This window comes from Ornithinimicrobium flavum, from assembly GCF_004526345.1.
GTDB lineage: Bacteria > Actinomycetota > Actinomycetes > Actinomycetales > Dermatophilaceae > Ornithinicoccus > Ornithinicoccus flavus.
Genome location: NZ_CP038213.1, coordinates 3173615 through 3194307, shown reverse-complemented (window position 1 = coordinate 3194307; position 20693 = coordinate 3173615). Strand labels below are relative to the sequence as shown.

At 71.2% G+C, this 20693-nt stretch carries 20 protein-coding genes and 1 pseudogene; 14 read left to right on the top strand and 7 right to left on the bottom strand.

All coding sequences use genetic code 11. The features are described from left to right. The first annotated feature begins 387 nt into the window (after positions 1 to 387). Positions 388 to 738, top strand: coding sequence for an aldo/keto reductase (locus E3Z34_RS20470; protein WP_338043740.1), 351 nt, complete (start codon positions 388 to 390; stop codon positions 736 to 738). Positions 739 to 819: 81 nt separating this feature from the next. Here the strand turns inward: E3Z34_RS20470 and E3Z34_RS19940 are convergent. Continuing rightward, positions 820 to 1121, bottom strand: a pseudogene (locus E3Z34_RS19940) (YceI family protein). 427 nt (positions 1122 to 1548) lie between these two features. Between E3Z34_RS19940 and E3Z34_RS17770 the strand changes: the two are divergent. Continuing rightward, positions 1549 to 1842: a MarR family winged helix-turn-helix transcriptional regulator gene (locus E3Z34_RS17770; protein WP_158288707.1), complete on the top strand. Its 294-nt coding sequence runs from the start codon at positions 1549 to 1551 to the stop codon at positions 1840 to 1842. A gap of 159 nt (positions 1843 to 2001) precedes the next feature. Here the strand turns inward: E3Z34_RS17770 and E3Z34_RS15030 are convergent, their stop codons facing one another. Beyond that, a complete protein-coding gene (locus E3Z34_RS15030) occupies positions 2002 to 2643 on the bottom strand; it encodes a glycerophosphodiester phosphodiesterase family protein (protein ID WP_202976970.1) in 642 nt (213 codons plus the stop codon). A gap of 145 nt (positions 2644 to 2788) precedes the next feature. Between E3Z34_RS15030 and E3Z34_RS15025 the strand changes: the two genes are divergently transcribed. The 4 genes from E3Z34_RS15025 to E3Z34_RS15010 all read left to right on the top strand — a co-directional run bounded on the left by E3Z34_RS15025 (position 2789) and on the right by E3Z34_RS15010 (position 6985). Continuing rightward, the gene (locus tag E3Z34_RS15025; RefSeq protein WP_134774254.1) at positions 2789 to 3061 is read left to right on the top strand and encodes a hypothetical protein; all 273 of its coding nucleotides are present in this window, start codon (positions 2789 to 2791) and stop codon (positions 3059 to 3061) included. Between the two features lie 4 nt (positions 3062 to 3065). After that, positions 3066 to 4682, top strand: a complete 1617-nt coding sequence (locus E3Z34_RS15020; RefSeq protein ID WP_134774253.1) for a peptide chain release factor 3 — start codon at positions 3066 to 3068, stop codon at positions 4680 to 4682. Then, positions 4679 to 5098, top strand: coding sequence for a helix-turn-helix domain-containing protein (locus tag E3Z34_RS15015; RefSeq protein ID WP_134774252.1), 420 nt, complete (start codon positions 4679 to 4681; stop codon positions 5096 to 5098). The genes E3Z34_RS15020 and E3Z34_RS15015 overlap by 4 nt, the downstream gene beginning before the upstream one ends. 81 nt (positions 5099 to 5179) lie before the next feature. Beyond that, positions 5180 to 6985 carry an alkaline phosphatase D family protein gene (locus E3Z34_RS15010; RefSeq protein WP_134774251.1) on the top strand — a complete coding sequence of 602 codons (1806 nt, stop codon included), beginning with the start codon at positions 5180 to 5182 and terminating at the stop codon, positions 6983 to 6985. Positions 6986 to 6988: 3 nt separating this feature from the next. On the opposite strand, the gene E3Z34_RS15005 is transcribed toward E3Z34_RS15010, so the two are convergent. Then, positions 6989 to 7897, bottom strand: coding sequence for a LysR substrate-binding domain-containing protein (locus E3Z34_RS15005; RefSeq protein ID WP_238695212.1), 909 nt, complete (start codon positions 7895 to 7897; stop codon positions 6989 to 6991). Positions 7898 to 7975: 78 nt separating this feature from the next. Between E3Z34_RS15005 and E3Z34_RS15000 the strand changes: the two genes are divergently transcribed. Continuing rightward, on the top strand, positions 7976 to 8179 hold the full coding sequence (locus E3Z34_RS15000) for a hypothetical protein (RefSeq protein ID WP_134774250.1): 204 nt from the start codon (positions 7976 to 7978) through the stop codon (positions 8177 to 8179). Positions 8180 to 8227: 48 nt separating this feature from the next. Here E3Z34_RS15000 and E3Z34_RS14995 read toward each other — a convergent pair whose 3' ends face one another. The 3 genes from E3Z34_RS14995 to E3Z34_RS14985 all read right to left on the bottom strand — a co-directional run bounded on the left by E3Z34_RS14995 (position 8228) and on the right by E3Z34_RS14985 (position 12055). After that, positions 8228 to 8455, bottom strand: a complete 228-nt coding sequence (locus tag E3Z34_RS14995; protein ID WP_134774249.1) for a CDGSH iron-sulfur domain-containing protein — start codon at positions 8453 to 8455, stop codon at positions 8228 to 8230. Further along, complete coding sequence (locus E3Z34_RS14990) at positions 8452 to 9486, bottom strand: iron-containing redox enzyme family protein (protein WP_134774248.1); 1035 nt, start codon at positions 9484 to 9486, stop codon at positions 8452 to 8454. The genes E3Z34_RS14995 and E3Z34_RS14990 overlap by 4 nt, the downstream gene beginning before the upstream one ends. Positions 9487 to 9562: 76 nt before the next feature. Beyond that, complete coding sequence (locus E3Z34_RS14985) at positions 9563 to 12055, bottom strand: DUF6351 family protein (protein WP_134774247.1); 2493 nt, start codon at positions 12053 to 12055, stop codon at positions 9563 to 9565. 695 nt (positions 12056 to 12750) lie between these two features. Here E3Z34_RS14985 and E3Z34_RS14980 point away from each other — a divergent pair. After that, positions 12751 to 13443, top strand: a complete 693-nt coding sequence (locus E3Z34_RS14980) for a DUF6395 domain-containing protein (RefSeq protein ID WP_134774246.1) — start codon at positions 12751 to 12753, stop codon at positions 13441 to 13443. Between the two features lie 89 nt (positions 13444 to 13532). On the opposite strand, the gene E3Z34_RS14975 is transcribed toward E3Z34_RS14980, so the two are convergent. Further along, the gene (locus tag E3Z34_RS14975; protein ID WP_134774245.1) at positions 13533 to 14051 is read right to left on the bottom strand and encodes a GNAT family N-acetyltransferase; all 519 of its coding nucleotides are present in this window, start codon (positions 14049 to 14051) and stop codon (positions 13533 to 13535) included. 285 nt (positions 14052 to 14336) lie between these two features. Between E3Z34_RS14975 and E3Z34_RS14965 the strand changes: the two genes are divergently transcribed. From E3Z34_RS14965 to E3Z34_RS14940, 6 genes are all read left to right on the top strand, one after another. Next, a complete protein-coding gene (locus E3Z34_RS14965) occupies positions 14337 to 14534 on the top strand; it encodes a CopG family transcriptional regulator (protein ID WP_228255154.1) in 198 nt (65 codons plus the stop codon). 3 nt (positions 14535 to 14537) lie between these two features. Next, complete coding sequence (locus E3Z34_RS14960) at positions 14538 to 14897, top strand: type II toxin-antitoxin system death-on-curing family toxin (RefSeq protein WP_134774243.1); 360 nt, start codon at positions 14538 to 14540, stop codon at positions 14895 to 14897. A gap of 825 nt (positions 14898 to 15722) precedes the next feature. After that, positions 15723 to 16814: a tyrosine-type recombinase/integrase gene (locus tag E3Z34_RS14955; RefSeq protein WP_238695197.1), complete on the top strand. Its 1092-nt coding sequence runs from the start codon at positions 15723 to 15725 to the stop codon at positions 16812 to 16814. After that, entirely contained in the window at positions 16811 to 18094 is a 1284-nt protein-coding gene (locus E3Z34_RS14950; RefSeq protein ID WP_134774149.1) for a tyrosine-type recombinase/integrase, read from the top strand. The genes E3Z34_RS14955 and E3Z34_RS14950 overlap by 4 nt, the downstream gene beginning before the upstream one ends. A gap of 334 nt (positions 18095 to 18428) precedes the next feature. Further along, entirely contained in the window at positions 18429 to 19283 is an 855-nt protein-coding gene (locus E3Z34_RS14945) for a DUF2971 domain-containing protein (protein ID WP_134774242.1), read from the top strand. A gap of 86 nt (positions 19284 to 19369) precedes the next feature. Beyond that, positions 19370 to 20677 (top strand): ISL3 family transposase, encoded by a 1308-nt coding sequence (locus tag E3Z34_RS14940; RefSeq protein WP_134772184.1) that lies wholly within the window; start codon positions 19370 to 19372, stop codon positions 20675 to 20677. The last annotated feature ends 16 nt before the right edge of the window (positions 20678 to 20693 follow it).

Here is a 20693-nt window from a genome sequence, read left to right as displayed (position 1 = left end):
CGAGCACGCGCTGGAGGTCGGCTACCGCCACGTCGACACCGCCGCGGGCTACTACAACGAGGCGGCCGTCGGTGCCGCGCTGCGCGCCAGCGGCCTGCCCCGGGAGGACTCTTCGTCACCACCAAGCTGCGCAACGGGGACAGGGGCGCGAGCGGACGCGTCGTGCCTTCGAGGACTCCCGGGCCGCCCTCGGGCTGGACGCGCTGGACCTCTACCTCATCCACTGGCCGGTCCCGAGCCGGGGGCTGGCGGGTGAGACCTGGAGGTCCTGGAGGAGATCTACGACGAGGGCGGGGCCCGGGCCATCGGCGTGTCCAACTTCCTGCCGGACCACCTGGCCGACCTGCTGCGCACCGCCCGGTCACCCCCGCGGTCAACCAGATCGAGGTGCACCCGACCTTCCAGCAGCGCGCGACCCAGCAGGCGGCGACCGAGGCCGGGCTGGTGGTCGAGGCCTACGCCCCGATCGGGCAGGGCCAGGACCTGGAGCACCCGCGGATCGTCGCCCTCGCCGAGGAGGTCGGCGTCACCCCCGCCCAGGTGGTGCTCCGGTGGCACCTGCAGCAGGGGCGCGTCGCGATCCCCAAGTCGGTCACCCCCGAGCGCATCGCGACGAACGTCGACGTGCTCGGGCTGGAGCTCACCGAGGAGCAGATGGCGATCGTCAGCGGGCTGGACACCGATGAGCGTATGTTCCCGGACCCGCAGACGGCGGAGTTCACCCAGTTCCGCAGCTGAGCCCGGCCACGAGAGCCCCCCGGGACGCACGGACCCCGCGCAGCGAGGCAGCGCGGGGGTCCGGGGTGGAGCGGGCGGGACTCAGGCGGACTTGATCGCCGAGACCTCGAACTCCAGGGTGACCTTCTCGGAGACGAGCACGCCACCGGTCTCCAGCGCGGCGTTCCAGGTCAGGCCGAAGTCCTTGCGGTTGACGACGACGGAGCCCTCGAAGCCGATGCGCTCGTTGCCGAAGGGGTCCTGGGCGGCGCCGGCGAACTCGAAGTCGACGGTCACGGGCCGGTGGTGTCCTTGATGGTGAGGTCACCGGTGACACGCAGGGTGTCGGCGTCCACGGCCTCGACCTGGGTGGAGCGGAAGGTGAGGACCGGGTAGGTCTCCACGTCGAAGAAGTCCGCCGAGCGCAGGTGGCGTCGCGGTCCGCGGAGCGGTGTCGACGGAGGCGGCCTGGAGCGTCAGCTCGATGGTGGCGCCCTGCAGGTCGGGCCGGTGGTGGCCGTGCCGGCGACCTCGTTGAAGGCGCCGCGCACCTTGGTGATCATGGCGTGGCGGTGGAGAAGCCGACGCGGGTGTGGCTCGGGTCGATGGTGTAGGTGCCGTTGAGCTCGTTGAGCGTGGTCATGAGAACCTCCAGAAGGCAAGTGTTTGATGTGTCATCTACATTACCAGACCTGGGTGACATGTCAAGCAAGTGATAGTCTAGGGGTATGTCCCGAGGAGAACGCGCCCTGGTTGAACGAGCAGGAATGCAGGTCTGGCGGCGCTGGCTGCGCGTCCAGACCGAGCTGCCCGCAGCGCTGGGGCGGGGCGATGCACTCCGACAGCGGGCTGTCCATGCAGGACTTCGAGACGCTCGTGCGCCTGTCGGAGGCCGACGACGGCCGGCTGCGGATCTCGGTGCTGGCCGAGCAGATGCACTGGGAGCGCTCGCGGCTGTCCCACCACCTGCGCCGCATGTCCGCACGAGGGCTCGTGCACAAGGAGAGTGCGCCGAGGACGGCCGCGGGGGCGTTCGTGGTCATCACCGCCGCCGGTCAGGAGGCGCTGGACCGCGGCCGCCAGGGCACGTGCGGGCCGTGCGTGCCCTCTTCCTCGAGGGGGTGACCAGCGAGGACCTCCAGGTGCTGGACCGGTTCCTCAGCGGGGTGCTGGAGCGGGTCGAGCGCTCCGAGACCCGGGAGGCGCCTCCGGGCGGGCCGGACGGGAGCTTAGGCTCACCCCAGCGCGGCCAGGGCCACGTCCGGACGTTGGTGATGATGGCGTTCACTCCGGCCGCCGCGAGCGTCCGCACGGCATCGGGTCGTCGACCGTCCAGACGTGCACCGCCATCCCCGCCTCGTGGGCCTGCGCGACCTCCTCCGGGAGCACCGTCAGGGCCATCGGGTGCAGGGCCCGCGCGCCGAAGGACGCGGCATACACCCAGGGTCGGACCATCGCCTCCACGTGGAGCACCCCCAGCGGGACGCGGGTGCCGAGCCGGTCCAGGCGGGCCAGGCTGCGGTGGTTGAACGAGGAGTAGACGACGCGTTCGCCCGCCTCGTCGGCGAGCCGTGAGGACGACACCACCGCCTCCACGTCCTCCTCGAGGCCCGGGTAGGGCTCGATCCCGTTCTTCAGCTCGACGTTCACCCTCAGGCCGGTGGGGGCGAGCAGGTCCAGCACCTCGGCCAGGGTGGGGACGCCCCAGGCCTGCAGTGCGGAGCCGGGCAGGTCGACGACGCGGCCCGAGCCCTGCGTCGTGCGGTCGACCGTCTCGTCGTGGATGACCACCACCGTCCCGTCGGCGCTGCGCTGGACGTCGAGCTCCACACCCTGGGCGCCCTGTCGGGCCGCGAGCTCGAAGGCGGCCAGGGTGTTCTCCGGCGCGGCTGCGCTCGCCCCTCGGTGGGCCCAGATCTGCGTCATCAGGCCAACCTAGTGCCACGACCGCGCCCAGGGTCAGCCCCGGCCGCCCTCCCGGGCCGCAGGAGCGTAGTCTGCGGGCAGGCCGTGCCGTCGGCTCGGCCTCGGCGATCGAGTGGAGTCGTGTCCCATGGTGTCCAGGCCCAGGATGTCGGGGGGAACGGGGTCGGGTGGCCTGTCCGAGCTGGCCACCGACGTGCGACGGGCCCGTGAGGCCGTGCTCGCCCGCCGGGTGGCCCCCGTGGTCCGCGAGGACCTGGTGCGGGCCCAGCGGGTCCTGCTGGCGGCGCTGGAGGCCTATGTCGCCGAGCTCGTCGTCCGCCGCCTGCCGGTCCCGCACCGGCTGCGCGACGACCTGCGTCTGCAGCGGGAGCTGTGGGGCGGCGGTGGACGGAGGAAATCTTCCGCAACGTTAGAGTAGGTCGGTGACCGCCCCCGCAGGACGACCCGCCACCGACCCCGACGTGACCGCGCAGACCGCCCGGCGCCGCACGTTCGCCGTGATCTCCCACCCGGACGCCGGGAAGTCCACGCTGACCGAGGCGCTCGCCCTCCACGCCCGCGCCATCGCCCAGGCCGGAGCGGTCCACGGCAAGGGCGCCCGGCGCGGGGTCTCCGACTGGTTGGACATGGAGCAGGCGCGCGGGATCTCGATCACCTCCGCGGCGCTCCAGTTCACCGTGGGGGACACAGTGCTCAACCTGCTGGACACCCCCGGGCACGCCGACTTCTCCGAGGACACCTACCGGGTGCTGGCGGCGGTGGACTGCGCAGTCATGCTGCTGGACGCCGCCAAGGGGCTGGAGCCCCAGACCCTCAAGCTCTTCGAGGCGTGCCGGGTCCGTCGGACCCCCGTCATCACGGTGATCAACAAGTGGGACCGCCCCGGTCAGGAGCCCCTGGCGCTGCTCGACGAGATCGAGGAGCGACTGGGTATCGTGCCCACCCCCGTCAACTGGCCGGTCGGCGTCGCGGGCGACTTCCGCGGGGTGCTCGACCCCTCCACGGGCGGGATGACCCAGTTCACCCGCACCCCCGGCGGGGCGACCCTGGCCGGCCGCGAGGCTCTCGGCGCGGACGAGGCCGCCCGGAGGCACGGCCCCGAGTGGCAGCGGGCGACGGAGGAGCTGGAGCTGCTGGCCTCCTCGGGCCAGACGCACGACCAGGACACGTTCCTGGCCGCCCGGACCACCCCGGTCCTCTTCGCGTCCGCGGTGCTCAACTTCGGGGTCGCCGAGCTCCTCGCGGCCATCACGACGATGGCGCCACCGCCGGGGCCGTGGACAGACGTCGAGGGCCGCCCGCGACCGGTGGACGGGCCCTTCTCCGGCTTCGTCTTCAAGGTGCAGACCGGGATGGACCGGGCGCACCGGGACCGGCTGGCCTTCATGCGGGTCTGCTCCGGGACGTTCGAGCGGGGCTCCGTGCTCACCCACGCCGGCACCGGACGGCCGTTCCAGACGAAGTACGCCCAGTCCGTCTTCGGTCGGGAGCGCGAGACCATCGACGAGGCCTACCCGGGCGACGTGGTGGGACTGGTCAACGCCCACGCGCTGCACGTCGGCGACACCCTCCACGCCGAGGACCCGGTGACCTTCCCGCCGCTGCCGCGCTTCGCCCCCGAGCACTTCGCGGTGGTCCGACCCCGGGACACCGGGCGCAGCAAGCAGTTCCGCCGGGGCATCCAGATGCTGGACCAGGAGGGCGTGGTCCAGGTGCTCGTCTCGGACCGGCGGGGAGCCCAGTCGCCCGTGCTGGCCGCCGTCGGGCCGATGCAGTTCGAGGTGGCCACCCACCGCCTCGAGCACGAGTTCGGGGCCGAGGTGGTCCTCGAGCCGCTGGGGTATGCCGAGGCGCGGCGGGTGACACGCGAGGCGGTCGCCACCGTGGACGCCAAGCACGGCGCCGAGGTGCTCGAGCGCACGGACGGGACCCTCGTGGCGCTGTTCTCCGACCGCTGGCGGATGGGCACCATCGCCGCGGACCTGCCGCAGGGCAGCCTCCTGCCGCTCTTCGGGGTCGAGGTCGGTGGCGCCCCGTGAGCGGGATCGACGGCCACGACGGGCTCGTGCACATCGGGGAGGTCGCCGAGCGCACCGGGCTGTCGCACCGCACGATCCGCTACTACGAGGAGATGGGGCTGGTGAGCCCCGTCCGTCGCACCGAGGGAGGCTTCCGGCTCTACGACGACGCAGGGATCGCGCGCCTTCAGCTCATCACCCCCATGAAGCCTCTGGGCTACAGCATCGGGCAGATCGGGGAGCTGCTGCGGGCGCTGGACACGGTCCGTGCCGCGGGCGACGACGCGGGTGCGCGCGAGGCGGCCCTGGCCGCGCTGGAGGCCGCGCACGCCGAGGCGGAGCGCCGGATCGCCCACCTCAGGTCCGCCCTGGTCCGCGCCGAGGCGTTCGCCGAGCGGCTGCAGCAGGAGGTGCCGCGCGCCGGGGTCGGGGCCTGAGCCGGCGCCCCTGACCCGGCGGGTCGGCCAGCCGCCCGTCGCCCCGCCCGCCGCACCCCCTGATCCGGGCACAATGGGCGCATGACAGGCCCTCTCCGTCTCGGCCCGCTGCTGCGCCACGTCGACGACCGGTCGGCGGCGGTGTGGGTCGAGACCGAGGGTGCGGGCACCGTGACGGTCCGGGTGGCCGCTCACCCCACCGGCCGCACGGACTGGAGCCGTCCCACCTTCCGCGTGCACGACCACCACTACGCCCTGGTGGAGGTGGACGACCTCGAAGCCGGGTGGAGCACGGCATACCAGGTGCTCGTCGACGACGAGGTCGTCTGGCCCGAGGCGGGCACCTCGTGGCCGGAGAGCACGCTGCGGACGACCACGGTCGACGGCCCGGTGCGGATGGCCTTCGGATCCTGCCGCACCAGCGTCCCCCACGACGCCCTCCACCACCTCAGCCACGGGGTGGACGCGCTGCGGACCTTCGCCCTCGAGCTCGCCGGCGGCGGGCGCGGCCCCCTGGGGGAGCGGCCGGACCTGCTGCTCCTGCTCGGCGACCAGGTGTATGCCGACTCCACCAGCGCGGCCATGCGGGACTTCATCGCCTCCCGGCGGAGCCTGGACGAGGAGCCCGGTGCCGAGCTGGCCGACTTCGAGGAGTACGCCCACCTCTACGGACTGGCCTGGAGCGAGCCGGCGCTGCGGTGGCTGCTGTCGTGCCTGCCGTCCCTCATGATCTTCGACGACCACGACGTGCGGGACGACTGGAACACCTCGCAGCAGTGGCGCACGCAGATGGAGCAGACGTCCTGGTGGCACGGCCGGATCGTCGCGGCCCTGGGCTCCTACTGGCTCTACCAGCACCTGGGGAACCTCTCGCCCGACGCGCGTGCGCAGGACCGGTTGTGGCGGGAGCTCGGCCGACGCGAGCAGCGGTCACCGGGGCAGGAGGTGGACCTCACCGACGCCGTCGACGAGTTCGCCGCCGAGGTGGACGCCCGGCCGACGGCCTACCGGTGGAGCTACACCCACCCGCTCGGCGGGTCGCACCTGGTCGTCCTGGACTCCCGCGCCGCGCGGGACCTGACGCCGGGCAGCCGGTCGATGCTGGACGAGGAGGAGATGGAGTGGGCCGACGCGCAGCTCACCGGGGGTCACGACCACCTCCTCGTCGCGACCTCGCTGCCCTTCCTGCTGCCGCGCGGCCTGCACCACCTCGAGTCGTGGAACGAGGCGCTCGTCGACGGGGCGTGGGGCAGGTGGCCGGCCGGTCTGGGGGAGCGGATGCGGCAGGAGGTCGACCTCGAGCACTGGGGGGCCTTCAGCGACTCCTTCGACCGGGTGTCCGGCATGGTCGACGAGGTCGCCGACGGGAAGCGGGGGGCGGCGCCGTCCTCGGTGATCTTCCTCTCCGGCGACGTGCACCACAGCTACGTCAACGAGGTGGAGCGGACCACCGGCTCGCGGATCCTGCAGCTGGTCTGCTCCCCGATCCGCAACCCCCTGCCCCGGGCGATGCGAGCCCTGGTGTCGGGGATGTCGCACGGGGCGCGGCCCCTGGGGCGGGTGCTGGCCGGGTCCGCCCAGGTGCCGGACCCGAGGTGGCGGTGGCACGGGGTCGCCGGGCCGTGGTTCGACAACAACCTCGCGCTCCTGGAGATCGACGAGGGCCGCCTGCGCGCGGCCTGGGTCGCGGGGAGGGTGCTGGGCGGGGAGGACGACCGGCCCGGCCTGGTCACCGTGTCCGACCTTGAGCTCGACGTGCCTCCCGTGGGGTCGGAGCACCGCCCCGCCGTCGCCCACGTGCACCCGGGCGTGGTCGGCGGGGTGAGGGGTCGGGTGCGGCGGCTGCTGGAGCGGCGGCGGGACGCCGCCCGTCCGGGGACGGGGTAGGGCTCACCGACGGACAGGTGCGTCGCCGTCCCTCAGCGTGCTCACGGCGTGGTCGAGGAAGAGGCGGGCCGAGGGCAGCATCGGCTGCTCCGTCGACCAGGCGATGCCGACGTCGCGGTAGGCGCCGGGACTCTGCAGGGTCAGCATGTGCAGCCCCTCGTGGGTCGGCACCCACGCGTCCGGGACGGGCAGCACCGCCACCCCCAGGCCCGCCGCGACGAACGCCCGGGTGGTCGGCAGGTCCTGGCAGACGAGGGACGCCCGTGGGGTAAAACCGGCTCGGTGGCACAGGTCCTGGGTGACCTCCCACAGGTGGGACAAGGGGTGGGTGGCGACGAAGGACTGGTCGGCCGCCTCGGCCAGGTCGAGGTGCTCCCGACCCGCCCAGGGGTGCTCAGGTCCCACAGCGAGGAGCAGCGTCTCGCGCACCAGGACCCGCCAGCGCACCGTCCGGTCCTGCGGCGGCCTCGTGGTCAGCTCCAGCTCGACGTGCGTCCGCCCGCCGACGGCCGGCTCCAGCTCGTTGTCCTGCTTGGACGTCAGCGCCACCTCGACCCCCGGGTGGGCGTGGGTGAACGAGCCCACCAGCCTGGGCACGAGCCAGGTGCCGAGGGAGGGCTGGAACGCGAGGCTGACGGCGCCGGACTCGGGGTCGAGGAGCTGCCGGACGGCGGCGAACCCGTCGTCCAGCGCCCGGATCGCAGCGTCCACGTGGCGCCGGAAGTCCTGCCCGGCCCGCGTCAGCTCCAGCGTCCGCCCGGACCGGGCCAGCAGCGGCGTCCCCACGTCGACCTCCAGCCGCTTCAGCGCCCGGGAGATGCCGGACTGGCTCACGCCCTCGAGGTCGCTGACCTCGGTGACGGTGTCGCCGTCCGCGACCTGCTGGAACCACCGGAGCGTGCGCACGTCCATGCACCTATGCTGTCAGAGCAAAGGTGATATGTCACCTGTTCATTGGACGCAAGGATCTTCCCCGGCGACACTGGAACCATGACGACGACGAACCGCCCGCAGTCCCCCTCTCCCGACGAGCTCGCCCTGTCCATGATCCCGGTCGTGCTGGGCAGCTCCTCCCTGCGACGTCCCTCCGGCGGCCGCCACTCCCGGCTGCGCCGACCCGCGGGACGGGTCGCCACCGGCAGCCCCTCCCTGCGCCCCTCCGAGACCGAGCGGCTCGTCACGACGCCGCGCTGACGTCCGTCCCCCCGTCGCCCGCCGGGGGCCCGGGCACCTGGGTGAGACTCAGTCCCGTGGCGGGGCAAGACGCTTGTGCACCCCGTCGCACCAGGGGAGCCGTTGACTGGCGCCGCAGCGGCACAGGGCGACCACCGGACGGGTCACGGGGTGGGTGATGCCGTCGGCGTCGAGCACGGTCCGTGCTCCGCGGACGAGCAGGGGGCCACCCTCGCAGGCGGTGGTGCGGACGAGTTCGACCGGCAGGGGGGTCGCGACCGGGCGCTCCTGGCTCACGCCGCCACCCACGGCCGGAGCGGCGAGCGCAGGCACGACCCGCCCTGGCGCCAGGCGCCCATCGCCTGCTCGGCGACCGCCGCCTCCACCGTCAGCCCGACCACCGCGCCGGTCAGCAGGGTGGTGAGGGCCTCCGGACTCTGCGCCACCAGGGCGCCGCAGACGTCCCGCACCGCCACCTGCTCGTGCGCGGCGTCCGCCTCGACGTGCTCGTCGAAGTAGCGCCAGGCCGGCTCGGGGAGCCCCAGCCGGCGTGCTCCCGCGACGTAGAACTTCGACGGCAGCGAGCTGGTCGTCTCCACCATCGTGAGGTGGCCGACCACCGCGGGGGCCCACCGTCGGCGCCCGGCGAACCAGCCCAGCGCCACGTTGGCGAGCAGGACCTCACCCGGCCAGGACTCGGCATACCCCCCGTAGGAGGCGTCCAGACCCACGGCCGACATCGCCTTGCCGAAGAGGGCCGAGTGCAGCGCCGCGGGGTTGCCGGCGCCGTACTCGTCGAACTGGATCTCCATCAGGGCCACCTTCGCGGCACCGGGGATGCGGGGTATGGCGAAGGAGTGGGGGTCGGCCTCCTTGAGCTGCGAGGCGGAGCGCAGCACCAGCATCTCCCGCCACTGCTCCAGCGTCATGGTCGAGCGTGCCCAGGCCGAGATCGACGGCGCGTCGGCCGCGACCCGGTCCGGCAGCGAGAAGAGGGTGGCCGTGAGGTCCGAAGCGGCCTCGGGGAGGAGCTCCTCCACCACGGGCCGGGCCGCCGCCAGCAGATCTTGCTCCAAGGCTGCCTCGAGCCGGACCCGCGCCTGGAGCAGCGGGAGGTCCCACTCGAGGTCGGGGTCGACGCCGGTGTAGCCGTGGTAGCTCAGGCCGTGCACCAGCCAGAGGGCGAGCAGCCGGTCCTCGTCGTCCGCGATCCCGGTCGCCGACTCACGGACCGCCGTCCGCAGACCGCCCTCCGTCGTGGGGGAGGGGTCGATGAGCCGGTCGACCACGGCGGTCGAGAACGGCCCGCGAGGCTGGGGCAGGTGCACCGGACGTCTCCTGTCGTCAGGCCCTCAGGCTAGACGTCGGGACCGCCCGCGCCCACGGCGGACGCCGCACCGGGGACTACGGCGCGAGGTGTCGCGGCCTCCCCTGGTCGGGCTTGCTGTAGTCGCAGACGCCGGAGGGGAAGATCTCCTGGAGCCGACGCTGCTCGGCGCGGGTCGGCTGCCAGTCGCCGTACAGTCCCTGGTTGACCGCCCTCGCCACCGGCTGGAGCGCGCACTTCCAGACCCCACCCTCGTAGGGACCGCCGGCGACCCGGCGCGAGGAGGAGTAGACCGGGAACTGCTCGGTGCAGGCCCCGGGCGCGCCGTCGTCGAGGATGCCGTCCCACACCCCGGGCCCCGAGGCCAGGAGGTCGCCCTCGGTGGTGAAGCAGGCGTCGACCGCCATCGCGGGCTTGTTCCCCGCCACGCCGAGCTCCGGTTCGGAGGCGATGTTGGCCATCCACTCGTCGATCACCCGGAAGGCCAGGGGAGTCGGGTCGGCCGCGACGGTTGGGCGCGCGTCCATGAACCAGATCACCTGGTTGTCGGCGTCGCCGTCCACGTTGACCATCCGCTGGCGGACGGCGAACGACTGCTGGGTGTTGTGCATGTCCAGCTCGTCCTCGAGGTAGTGCCGCACGTCGATGACGGGGATGTCGATGTCGCCGCGGAACTGCATACCGGACTCGTAGAGAGCACCGATCGCCGCGAGGTCACCGGACCTGCGCGCAGCCGGGGTGGTCCCGTCGGGGCTGAGGTGCATGTTGCGCGAGCTCCACGGGTCGAAGGTCTGCGGGCTCGGGGACCCCACGAACGGGAAACCCTCGGTGACCAGGTCCCGCGTCGGCTTCCAGCTGCCGACCTGGGCGTTGAGGTCGAGGAACTCCTCCGGCGTGATGACACCGTCCTGCAGCGCCTGGAGGCCGTACTGGACGCCCACGTTGTCCCACGGCACCCTGGCGAAGCCGTCGTCGTCGGTGCCGTAGATGTTGACGAGGTCGCCCCAGTGGGTCCACTCGACGCCGTCCGCGCCCTGGGCCAGCTTGTCGAGGTCCTGGACGTCGGTGAAGGTCGGGTTGAGCGCCAGCGGCGTCAGCCCGAACCAGCCCGGCTTGCACTCCATGAGGGCCGGGGCGGGCGAGGCCGGGTCCTTGTCCATGACCTGGTAGCCGAACGCCGCCATGAGCTGGTAGAGACCCGTCCACTGGGCGACCTCCCCGGCGGAGAGGTTCTTCGGGTGGGCCGTCCCGTTGAGGCCGATGACGGCCTGTCGCACCTCCGGGTCCTTCCACTTCTGGTTGTCCCGGTCGGTGGCGTCGAAGTAGTGCTCGAGCAGCTCGCAGTCGGCGACGTGGATGATCTGGCTGACCATGTCGGGGTAGGAGTACTGCGGGATCGCCGCGTCGATGATGCCCGGGTGGTTCTGGGCGTAGACGTACTGCTGGATGGCGCCGCCGGAGCCGCCGACGGCGACCGTGTAGTCGGGCACGCCGTAGGCCTCGACCGCCCGCTCCTTGACCATGAGGGCGGTCTCGCCGCCGACCTGCAGGTTGTAGTGGGTGCTGGTGCGGTTGCCGCTCGACCACATCACGCCGTACCCGAGGCCGAGCAGGTCCGGCGGCAGCATGGCGTCGGTGGAGGTGGTCCCCTGGGTGTGACCGATCGCGACGCCACCCTGGAAGCTGAAGACGAGCCGCCTGTTCCACAACGACGGGTCCGGCCGCGACCCGGGGTCGTCACCGACCGGCGCGAGGGCGGCGATGCTGTAGATGAAGCGGTTGATCGTGCCGCGCTCCCAGCGCACGACGAAGGGCACCTGCTGCCCGTCCATCGTCGTGGTCTGCGCGACGTCGGCCGGCAGCGCCGCGGGGTCGGCGAGCCAGCGGAAGGACCCGTCCGTGGTGCTGCGGTAGACGTATCCGGTGCGGGTCTGCGCCGCGCAGCTCGCGCTCCAGCCGACGATCTCCGCGTCGTCGGTCGGGTAGCCGCGTCCGTCGCGCGGGTAGCTGCCGTCCTCCCCCTCGAGCGCGACCGGGATGCCCTGGCCGTCCTGGTTGTCCACGAGCGGCTGACCGAGCAGCAGCTGGCCGGCGTGGGTGGCCCTCGCCGTCGTGCAGACGAACGGCTGCTGCTGAGGACCCGAGAAGACCGGTCCCTCCTTCGGGTGGTTGGTCAGGGTGAGGGTGGCGGGACGGGCCCGGGAGACACCGGGCCGGGGGGCGGCGGGCGCAGCCTCGGCGCGCAGCCTGCTCGTCCCCAGCTCCAGTCCGTCGACCAGCCCGACGAGGGTGCCGTCGGCGGTGAGGTCGAAGGCTGCGGTGACGTCCTGCCCGTCCAGACTGACCCGGACGTCCTCGGGTGGGAGGGTATGCGGGGCGGTCACCTCGACCAGCGCGTCACCGCCGGTGACCTGGTCCGGGGCGCTGGAGAGCACCTCGATGCCGATCGCGCGTGGACCTGCGGCTGCGGCCGACGGTGGCGGGCTGGCGGCGGAGACGCCGCCGGCGAGCAGACTCAGGGCGAGTGCGCCAGGAAGGACGAGGGACAGGCGGCGGCGCGTCGTGGACATGACACTCCTTGCGGCTCGGCAACCTCAGGAACTCTGCAGACCTGGGCGGGTAGCGAACCGCGGTGCACATCGTCGTTGGTGCGCGGGCCGTCCTCGGTGGCCGACATGCTAGCGGCTGCGGACGCCTCGCGTCAGCCCCTGCGAGGCCCGCCCGTCCCGGCGCCGACGAGTGTGTCCCTCGCCCGGTGCGGCGACGGGTCCGGGCTCGCGGGGTGACCGATGATGGCCAGGTGACGGAATGGTGTGCAGGGGACGCGGTCGGTGCCGGCGCGGACGCGCTGGGCTGATGCACGTCGAGATCGAGCACACGCCTGGCAGGGTCACCTTCGTGCTGGAGCCTGGCGCGGACGTGCGCGCTCGTCGCGGCGTCGAGCTCGCCCGCCGTCGGGCCACGTTCCTCGTAGGCGTACCGCCAGGGAGGGTGCACCCGGACCTCCTCGTCGTCAGCGCGTTGCTCTGCGCCCGCCCGTGGGTGTCCAAGGCCGCGCCGTTCTCATGCTCGGTCCCGGCGAGCCGAGAGCTGGCGGACGCGATCCACGCGGGCCTGGGCCTGGCAGTGGCGCACGTCGGGGAGCATGCGCCGCGTGCCACCCTGAGCGACGGTCGACCCGGTCTGTGCTTCAGCGGGGGGACGGACAGCGTCGCGGCCCTGGTGCTGCTTCCGGAGAGCACCCACAGCTATCACCCTGTCCAGGTTGAGGCCCCGGGGCGAGCGACGGGCCACCATGATGGACGGCCGGGCAGCGGCGGAGTCGTGCGAGGTCCTGACGCGGCACGGGCGGGCGGTGACGGTGGTGCCGAGCGACGTCGAGTACCTGCGACATCCCACGGGTTTCCCGCACGACCTGACCACGGCCGTCCCCCTGCTGCTGCATGCCGACGTCGACGGGCTCGACGCCGTCGCGTGGGGCGCTCCCCTCGAGGCCACCTACCGGTTGCAGCGTGGTCGCTTCCGTGACTACGCGCGGTCGCCCTTCATCGCCGAGTGGGGACCTGCCTTCGCGGTGCTGAGCCTCCCCGTGTGCGTGCCGACCGCCGGCGTCTCGGAGGTGGTGACGAGCGCGATCGTCCAGCAGCACCAGATGGGGCACGTCGCTCAGTCCTGCGTGCGCGGCTCACGCCTCGGGCGACCGTGCGGTCGATGTCCGAAGTGCGCCCGCAAGGACCTGCTCTCGTTCGCGGTCAGCGGCAGGTGGCCGACCGACCGCGCGATCGAGCGACAGTGGCGGGGGCGGGAAGCCCGCCAGCATCTTCTGGTCGAACCCATGAAGGTCGAGCCGGTGCTGGCGCACTGTGCGCACCGCTACCTGGCCGAGGGTGGTCGCAGCGCGCTCCTGCGATCGGTGGCCGCCAAGGCCGGTCCTCGCACCCTCCGCGGGACGGGTTGAGGAGAGCCCGGGACAGGGTGCGCCGTGAGCTTCTGGCCATGCTCGGCCGACGGCGGGCGTCCCCGCTGTGACGGTGAACGCCCTAGCCGTCATCCACGCTGGGGGGCACGGACGAGCCACTCCGCCCAAGACACCTCTCGTCCGACCATCATCGGCCGCCGCAGCGGCCAGTCCTGCTCGAGCCACACCGGGAGCAGAGAGTCCAGGGCCTTCTCGACCGGCGTCCCCACCAGGTCGTCCACCACCCACCAGGACACCTCGGCATCGACGTCGTCGACGACGGTCGGCTCGATGTACACACAGCCCAGCAACGCCGTCTCGTGCTGGTCGAACAACGCGTAGTTGAACGACTCATGCCTCTCGATCTCAGCCGCATGATGTGCCAGGTCCTCACGGTCCTGCTCCACAGTCATGGTGGACGGCGGCCACCCCCACGCCTCCCCGTAGATCGACCACAGCCGCTCCCGCGACCCCATGACGGCGGGATAGTCCAGGTCGACGTCCTCCTCCCGGATCGGGCGCAGGCGATGTCCTGTCGGCAGCTCGACTCGCACCGGATGCACGAAGTCGTCCGGTAGCCACGAGGCCCGAGGCGTCGTGTCGTTCATCGTGACATCGTGACGCCGGCTCGGTGTGGCGGCAACGGCATGAACGTGCGCCTCGGGTCAGTGGCGCCCGTATACGTCGCGACGGTGCTCGACGCGCAGCAGTGCCCGGACCGCATCTGCTCCGCGGACCACGTCTCCTGCCTGGTAGGCGAGGTCGGCTTCGCGGATGTCGGCCAGCGCCGCAGGGTCACTGGGGCCTCTCTTCGAGACGAGGTCGCCTAAGCTAAGAAGTCCGGACAACGGCATGAGCGTCAGATACCAGAGTGATACCATGAGTGGATGGCGATGACTCTGCGACTGTCCCCGGAGGATGAGCGAGCCTTGGCGGCCCTGGCCGAGGCCGAGGGTGTGAGCAAGCAGGAGGCGACGGTGCGGGCGATCCGGGAAGCTGCCGCGCGGCGTGGGCACGAGGAGCGTGTGCGCGAGCTGTCCGCACGTGGACGGGAGCGGTACGCCGACCTGCTCGAGCGTCTCGGACGCTGACCCTTGGAGTACCTGACCACCGAGGACCTGCTCGCGCTGGCAGCGGACCTGCGCGTAGGCCCCGTCCAGGACCTTGGCCTGTTGGACTCCGCCGCCCACCGTCCCAGCGCCAACGTCTTCGGACGAGACGCCTACCCCGACATCGACTCCAAGGCGGGTGCGCTGCTGGAGTCCATCGTCGTCAACCACCCGCTGGTTGATGGCAACAAGCGACTGGGGTGGCTCGCTGTCGTGGTGTTCTACGGCATCAACGGCGTCGATCTTGACGCACCTGACGACGGCGCGTACGACCTGGTCATCGCTGTCGCCAGCGGCACGACCGACCACCATGTGGCAGCTCGCCACTTGGCCACATGGCACTAGTTCCAGTGATCGGCTCGCGGCCGATGAGTGCGCGCCCTGACGGCGCGGTGCCCCCGAAGAAACACCGTCTGACCTGCGGCGATCTCACGGTGGGCCCCGTGGGACTCGAACCCACAACCTACGGATTAAAAGGCAGATGCACTGCGGTACAAGGCATGTGGGCCCTGCTGCAGTCGGTGCAAACCCAGGTTCTTGACGCAACCAGTGGCGGTCGGGGCAATGCTGTGGTGGCCAAATGGTGGCCACGGCCGACCCCGTCCTGGAACTCCTCTCCGGGAGAGGGACAAGTGCATCCGCCCACGATGCCAGTGCGGGCGAGACTCGCCACTGAACCCCTCACGCGACCCGCCGCAGGCTGGACCGGGAGGCGCGGCTGAGCCACGTTGGACCCACGGCCGGTGGCGCTCCTCATCGCCAGGGTTTCGGCGTAGCAGGGGTGGGGCCACCACGGTTTGGTGGCCACACCAACGCGTTCATGGTTATGGGAGTGGGTCCGGGTCGGCGCCCGTGTTGTCGAGCGACACCGTGGACGACTACCGGCCGGTGGCAGCATCCTGGCCGAGGACTCGAGGACCATCCCAGGCTTGGCGCCCGGGGGCAGCCACCCTGCACCTCAGGTCGCAACCCTGAACCTGGGTGCCCACACACCGCGGTGCGTGACAGCACGACTCCGCTTGATATGTGGGTGATCTTCGGATCACCGGCGCCTGTACTTTGCAGGTGTCCGTCTCGCTGAGGAGGCGCTGTATGTCAGCTCTGTCGTTGAGGTTCGTGCCGGTCGATGAGCGGTTGCCGGGGTCGCCAGCGGCCAGGTTCGACGAACCGTTGCTGGATGACTTCCTGGACTTCCTCGCGTCCAGGTCGCGGCCGAACTCTGTGCTCGCCGCGATCTATGACCTGAAGGTCTTCTTCACCGTGGTGGACAAGCCGGTCGCGGAGGTCACGAGCCGGGACGTGCTGGCGTTCATCACCGCCCAGCGTGCCGGGCTGAGGAGGCTGCCGAGGATCGGGCCGGTGCTGCCGGTGGTCGGGCTCGACGGCTCGCCCGCCCCGGGCGGGGTGTCCTTGCGGACGGTCCGGCGGCGCCTGTCGACGATCAGCGGGCTGTACGCCTTCCTGAGCGTGCGCGGCGATGTGGCCCGCAACCCGGTGCCACGGGGGCTGCCGACCCGGCGCGAACGCAACCGCCCCCGTCAAGGGGTGCCGCTGGTGCGTGCGCCTCGGACGCTGCCGCGGATCCTGGCACCGGCGGAGGTCGACGCGCTGGTCGCGGCGCTGCGTACCCACCGGGACCGGGCCATGGTCGCGGCGATGCTGCTGGGCGGGCTGCGGCGCTGCGAGGTCCTGGGCCTGCGCCTGGAGGACCTGCGACCCGGTGAGCGGCGTGTGTTCGTCGCTGACGGCAAGGGCGGGCACCAGCGGTACGTGCCGATCGCGCCCGCGTTCTTCGTCCACCTCGCCGCCTACCTGAACACCGAACGGCCCGCCGAGGCCGGCACGGGCCAGGACGACGGCGGCACCGACCGCGTCTTCGTCTGCCTCAAACGGCCCCGGCGCGGACACCCGTTGAGCGCGGACGGCCTGGACGAGGTCCTCGAGGGCGCCCGGCGCCGTGCCGGGCTGGACCGGGCGACCTGTCACCAGCTGCGCCACACCTGCCTGACCCGGCTGCGGACCGCGGGCATGCCGCTGGAAGCGGTGCAGGCACAGGCCGGGCACGCCTCGATCGAGTCCACCCGGATCTACCTGCACCTGGGCGAGGACTGGCTCGCCACCCAGTACCGCACCGCCTCGGAGGTCATCGATGCGCAGGTCTTCGCCATCGACCCACCGCTGTCACCACCACCGACCCCGGCCCGGGTCTTCACCAGCATCTCCGGCCGTCCCGGACCTGCGCTGCCCGGGGGGTCCTCATGAGGCGCGGACGCCGGCGGCTGCGCCCGCCCAACCCGTACGCGGCGATCCCGTTCGCGACCTGGGAGCAGCTGACCGAGGCCGTCCCGGACATCGTCGACGTCATGGTCCGCTACCTCGAGCAGATCGCCTGCATCCTGCGCCCGGGCAGCGTGCACAACACCGACCAGTGCTTGCGGGCCTTCGCGACCTACCTGATCCAGTGCCACCCGCAGGTGCGCACGGTCGCGGCGATCGGCCGTCCCCAGATCGAAGGCTACAAACCCTGGCTGCTGGCCCGCCCGGGACAGAACAAACCGACCCTGGCCCCGGCCACCAGCGCCCAGCGGCTCGGGGTGCTGCGGATGTTCTTCATGCGCATCGACGAGTGGGGATGGCCCGAGGCCCCGTCCCGGGTGCCGATGTTCCACGGCGACATCCCCGTCCAGGACCACGCCCTGCCCAAGGCCCTGGACGACCCCTCCGCCTCCGCGCTGCTGCGCGCCGCCCAGGCCGACAGACGCCAGCTCATCGGCCTGACCGTGGAGGTCCTGCTGCGCACCGGCCTGCGCGTCGGGGAGTACTGCTCCCTGAGGTCCGACGCCGTCGTCCTCATCGGTGACACCTACTGGCTCCACGTGCCGGTCGGCAAGCTGCACGAGGACCGATACCTGCCCCTGCACCCCCACCTGGTCGAGCTCATCGGCGCCTACCGGGCCGCGCACGTCACCCCTGGGCACGAGCTGCTCATCCCCTACGAGAACGGCCGCCAGCTCGACCGGCACGCCGTCACCCGGTTCATCAACAAGGCCGGCGCGGCCGCCGGGCTGGGCCACATCAACCCGCACCGGCTGCGGCACACCCTGGCCACCCAGGCCATCAACCGAGGCATGTCGCTGGAGGCGATCGCCGCGATGCTCGGCCACAAGTCCCTGGACATGACCCTGGTCTACGCCAAGATCGCCAACCGCACCGTCGCCCAGGAGTACTTCGCCGTCGCCGCCAAGGTCGACGCCCTCTACACGGCACCTGCGAAACTGCCCGCCGAGGACCTCGGACCCAACATGGCCCGCCTCAACCGCGAGCACCACCGCCTCCTGGGCAACGGCTACTGCACCAGGCCCAAGGTCATGGACTGCGAGTACGAGAGCATCTGCGAGTCCTGCACCTTCTTCCAGACCACCATCGTGTTCCGTCCAGCGCTGCTCGCCCAGCGCGCCGACGCCTGCGCCAAGGGACAGACCCGCCGCGCGGCGATCTACGACGAGCTCATCACCGGCCTCGACACCACCGAGGCCTCTTGACAACGATCACCCACATAACGCCGAGAGTCGGGCGTCGACCGAGCGCGCGTTCTGCTGCTCGACGCGTGCCTCGCCGCGAGGGGCGATACATCGCTGTACCGCCGATGTCCGGATGCCCGCACCAGCCACTCGGAAGCCGCCGAACGCGCGAGACTCGATGTCCGTGTATGAACCTCCGGGCAGTTCCGCAGCAGCGCTTTCGCCTGACCGCGACTGCAAACGGCAGGCAGAGCCGCCCACCGCGTCTCGGATTATCGCCGCAGTTGGGCGGCCTGAGGGCAACTCAGGTGCTTGCACAAGGGGACGCGCGGCGGTGGCGAGGTAGGCTGCGGTTATGCGCGAGTTCTTCACTGATTCCGGCGAAGCGGAACTGCCACATCATCTGGCTCACTACACCAGTGGAGCGGGCTTGCTTTCCATCCTTAGCAGTCACACGCTATGGGGAAGTTCAATCTCATATATGAATGACTCACAAGAATATCACTACGTTTTCGCCCAAGCCAAGCACTACCTGTCGATAGGCTGGCAGGAGTTGGGCCCTCTAAGGGCCGCGCACCCAGAAACAGCTGCGCTCTTCGAGCAGGGCCTCGGCTGGCCCTATTCCAATGCTCCGGCTGTTTACATCATCGCCCTGACCGACGATGACGACGACCTTAACCTTTGGCGCGCCTACACGAATCCTGGGGACGGATATTCAATCGCCCTTCACCCTCAGCAACTGAGGGATCAAGCAGAACAGGAGGGCTGGAGGCTAGCACCCGTCCTCTATGGAATTGGCTGCCTCCCATACGTAGTGGACATCCTGAGCAGGGCCTTCGCGGTTGCCCAGTCTGGCCCCGGGCCCGCCACGGCGCTGCGGGGAGCAAACGACGATTTGCAAGCGATTGCCCCATTTTTCAAGCACGAAGCGTTTGCCGGCGAACGTGAGTGGCGCCTGATGAAAAGGCAAGGGGATCTCCGTCAACCAGGTATGAAATTCCGCGCTGGGCGGAGTTTCCTCGTTCCATACCAGGAGTTCGACTTCGGCGAGCCCTCGACGCGACCCCTGTACTCAGTACGCTGCGGCCCAGGCCCGAACCAGAAACTTGCCTTTGATGCCATGGATTGGTTGGTTGATACGCTCGACTACAATCCGGCCCGAGGTATGTCGAATGTGCCCTATCGGGGCTCTTCACAGTTGAGGGTGTAGAGGGCGCTGGCGCGTCGGTCACGGGGTAGACGTCGAGGTCTTCCGATGATGGAGGTTCCTACGCCGCCCATCCGAAAGACCTCGACATGTCCGACGCTACCTTCACGCGCCCCGACCTGACTACCTTCGCCGGCCTGGACGACCTGGGTCTGGTGGTCACCGGCCAGCTGCTCAAGCCTGACCGTGCGGTGCTGGCCTGCCGGGTCCTCGAGCCGGACGACTGGTGCAAGCGGTGCGGCTGCCATGGCGTTCCGCGGGACACCGTGACCCGACAGCTGGCGCACGAGCCGTTCGGGTGGCGTCCCACCACACTGTTGCTCACCATCCGACGCTACCGGTGCACCGAGTGCAGCCACGTGTGGCGTCAGGACACCACGGCCGCGGCCGAGCCACGGGCGAAGATCTCCCGCGCCGGGCTGCGGTGGGGCCTGGTCGCGATCGTGGTCGGCCACCTGTCGATGTCCCGGGTCGCCGAGGGCCTGGCGGTGTCGTGGAACACCGCCAACGACGCGGTCCTGGCCGAAGGACAGCGGCTGCTCATCGCCGACCCGACCCGGCTGGATGGCGTCCGTGTCTTAGGCGTGGATGAGCACGTCTGGCGGCACACTCGGCGTGGTGACAAGTACGTCACCGTGATCATCGACCTCACCCCGGTCCGCGACGGCACCGGCCCCTCCCGCCTGCTGGACGTCGTCGAGGGGAGGTCCAAGGCAGCGTTCAAGGACTGGCTCGCGCAGCGGGACCAGGCCTGGCGCGACGGGATCGAGGCCGTGGCCATGGATGGGTTCGCCGGCTTCAAAACCGCCACCACCGAGGAGCTGCCCGAGGCTGTGACGGTCATGGATCCATTTCACGTCATCCGGTTGGCCGGTGACGCCCTCGATGAGTGCCGCCGTCGCGTGCAGCAGGAGCTGCACGGGCACCGCGGCCGCAAGGGCGACCCCCTCTACTCCGCCCGTCGGACTCTGCACACCGGCGCCGACCTGCTCACCGACCGTCAGCACGAGCGTCTCGACAGGCTCTTCGCCGGCGATGAGCACGTGCAGGTCGAGGTGACCTGGGGCATCTACCAGCGGATGATCCACGCCTACCGCGACCCCGACCGCGCCGGCGGCCGGACCGAGATGAGGTCCGTGATCGACGCCCTGACCGAGGGCGTCCCGGGGCCGCTGGTCGAGCTGCGCAAGCTCGGCCGCACCCTGGCCCGACGAGCCAGCGACGTTCTGGCCTACTTCGACCGGCCCCGCACCAGCAACGGCCCTACCGAAGCCGTAAATGGACGGCTCGAGCACCTGCGCGGACTGGCCCTCGGGTTCCGCAACATCACCCACTACATCGCCAGAGCTCTCCTGGAAGCCGGCGGCTTCAGACCCCAACTACACCCTGGATTGTGAAGAGCCCCTATCGGCC

Coding starts and splice junctions, on each gene's coding strand:
- E3Z34_RS15010 (WP_134774251.1), top strand. CDS start 5,180: ATGACAGGCCCTCTCCGTCTCGGCCCGCTGCTGCGCCACGTCGACGAC.
- E3Z34_RS14965 (WP_228255154.1), top strand. CDS start 14,337: ATGACTCTGCGACTGTCCCCGGAGGATGAGCGAGCCTTGGCGGCCCTG.
- E3Z34_RS14945 (WP_134774242.1), top strand. CDS start 18,429: ATGCGCGAGTTCTTCACTGATTCCGGCGAAGCGGAACTGCCACATCAT.
- E3Z34_RS15030 (WP_202976970.1), bottom strand. CDS start 2,643: ATGACGCAGATCTGGGCCCACCGAGGGGCGAGCGCAGCCGCGCCGGAG.
- E3Z34_RS17770 (WP_158288707.1), top strand. CDS start 1,549: ATGCACTCCGACAGCGGGCTGTCCATGCAGGACTTCGAGACGCTCGTG.
- E3Z34_RS14950 (WP_134774149.1), top strand. CDS start 16,811: ATGAGGCGCGGACGCCGGCGGCTGCGCCCGCCCAACCCGTACGCGGCG.
- E3Z34_RS14975 (WP_134774245.1), bottom strand. CDS start 14,051: ATGAACGACACGACGCCTCGGGCCTCGTGGCTACCGGACGACTTCGTG.
- E3Z34_RS14940 (WP_134772184.1), top strand. CDS start 19,370: ATGTCCGACGCTACCTTCACGCGCCCCGACCTGACTACCTTCGCCGGC.
- E3Z34_RS15000 (WP_134774250.1), top strand. CDS start 7,976: ATGACGACGACGAACCGCCCGCAGTCCCCCTCTCCCGACGAGCTCGCC.
- E3Z34_RS15025 (WP_134774254.1), top strand. CDS start 2,789: ATGTCGGGGGGAACGGGGTCGGGTGGCCTGTCCGAGCTGGCCACCGAC.
- E3Z34_RS14985 (WP_134774247.1), bottom strand. CDS start 12,055: ATGTCCACGACGCGCCGCCGCCTGTCCCTCGTCCTTCCTGGCGCACTC.
- E3Z34_RS15005 (WP_238695212.1), bottom strand. CDS start 7,897: ATGGACGTGCGCACGCTCCGGTGGTTCCAGCAGGTCGCGGACGGCGAC.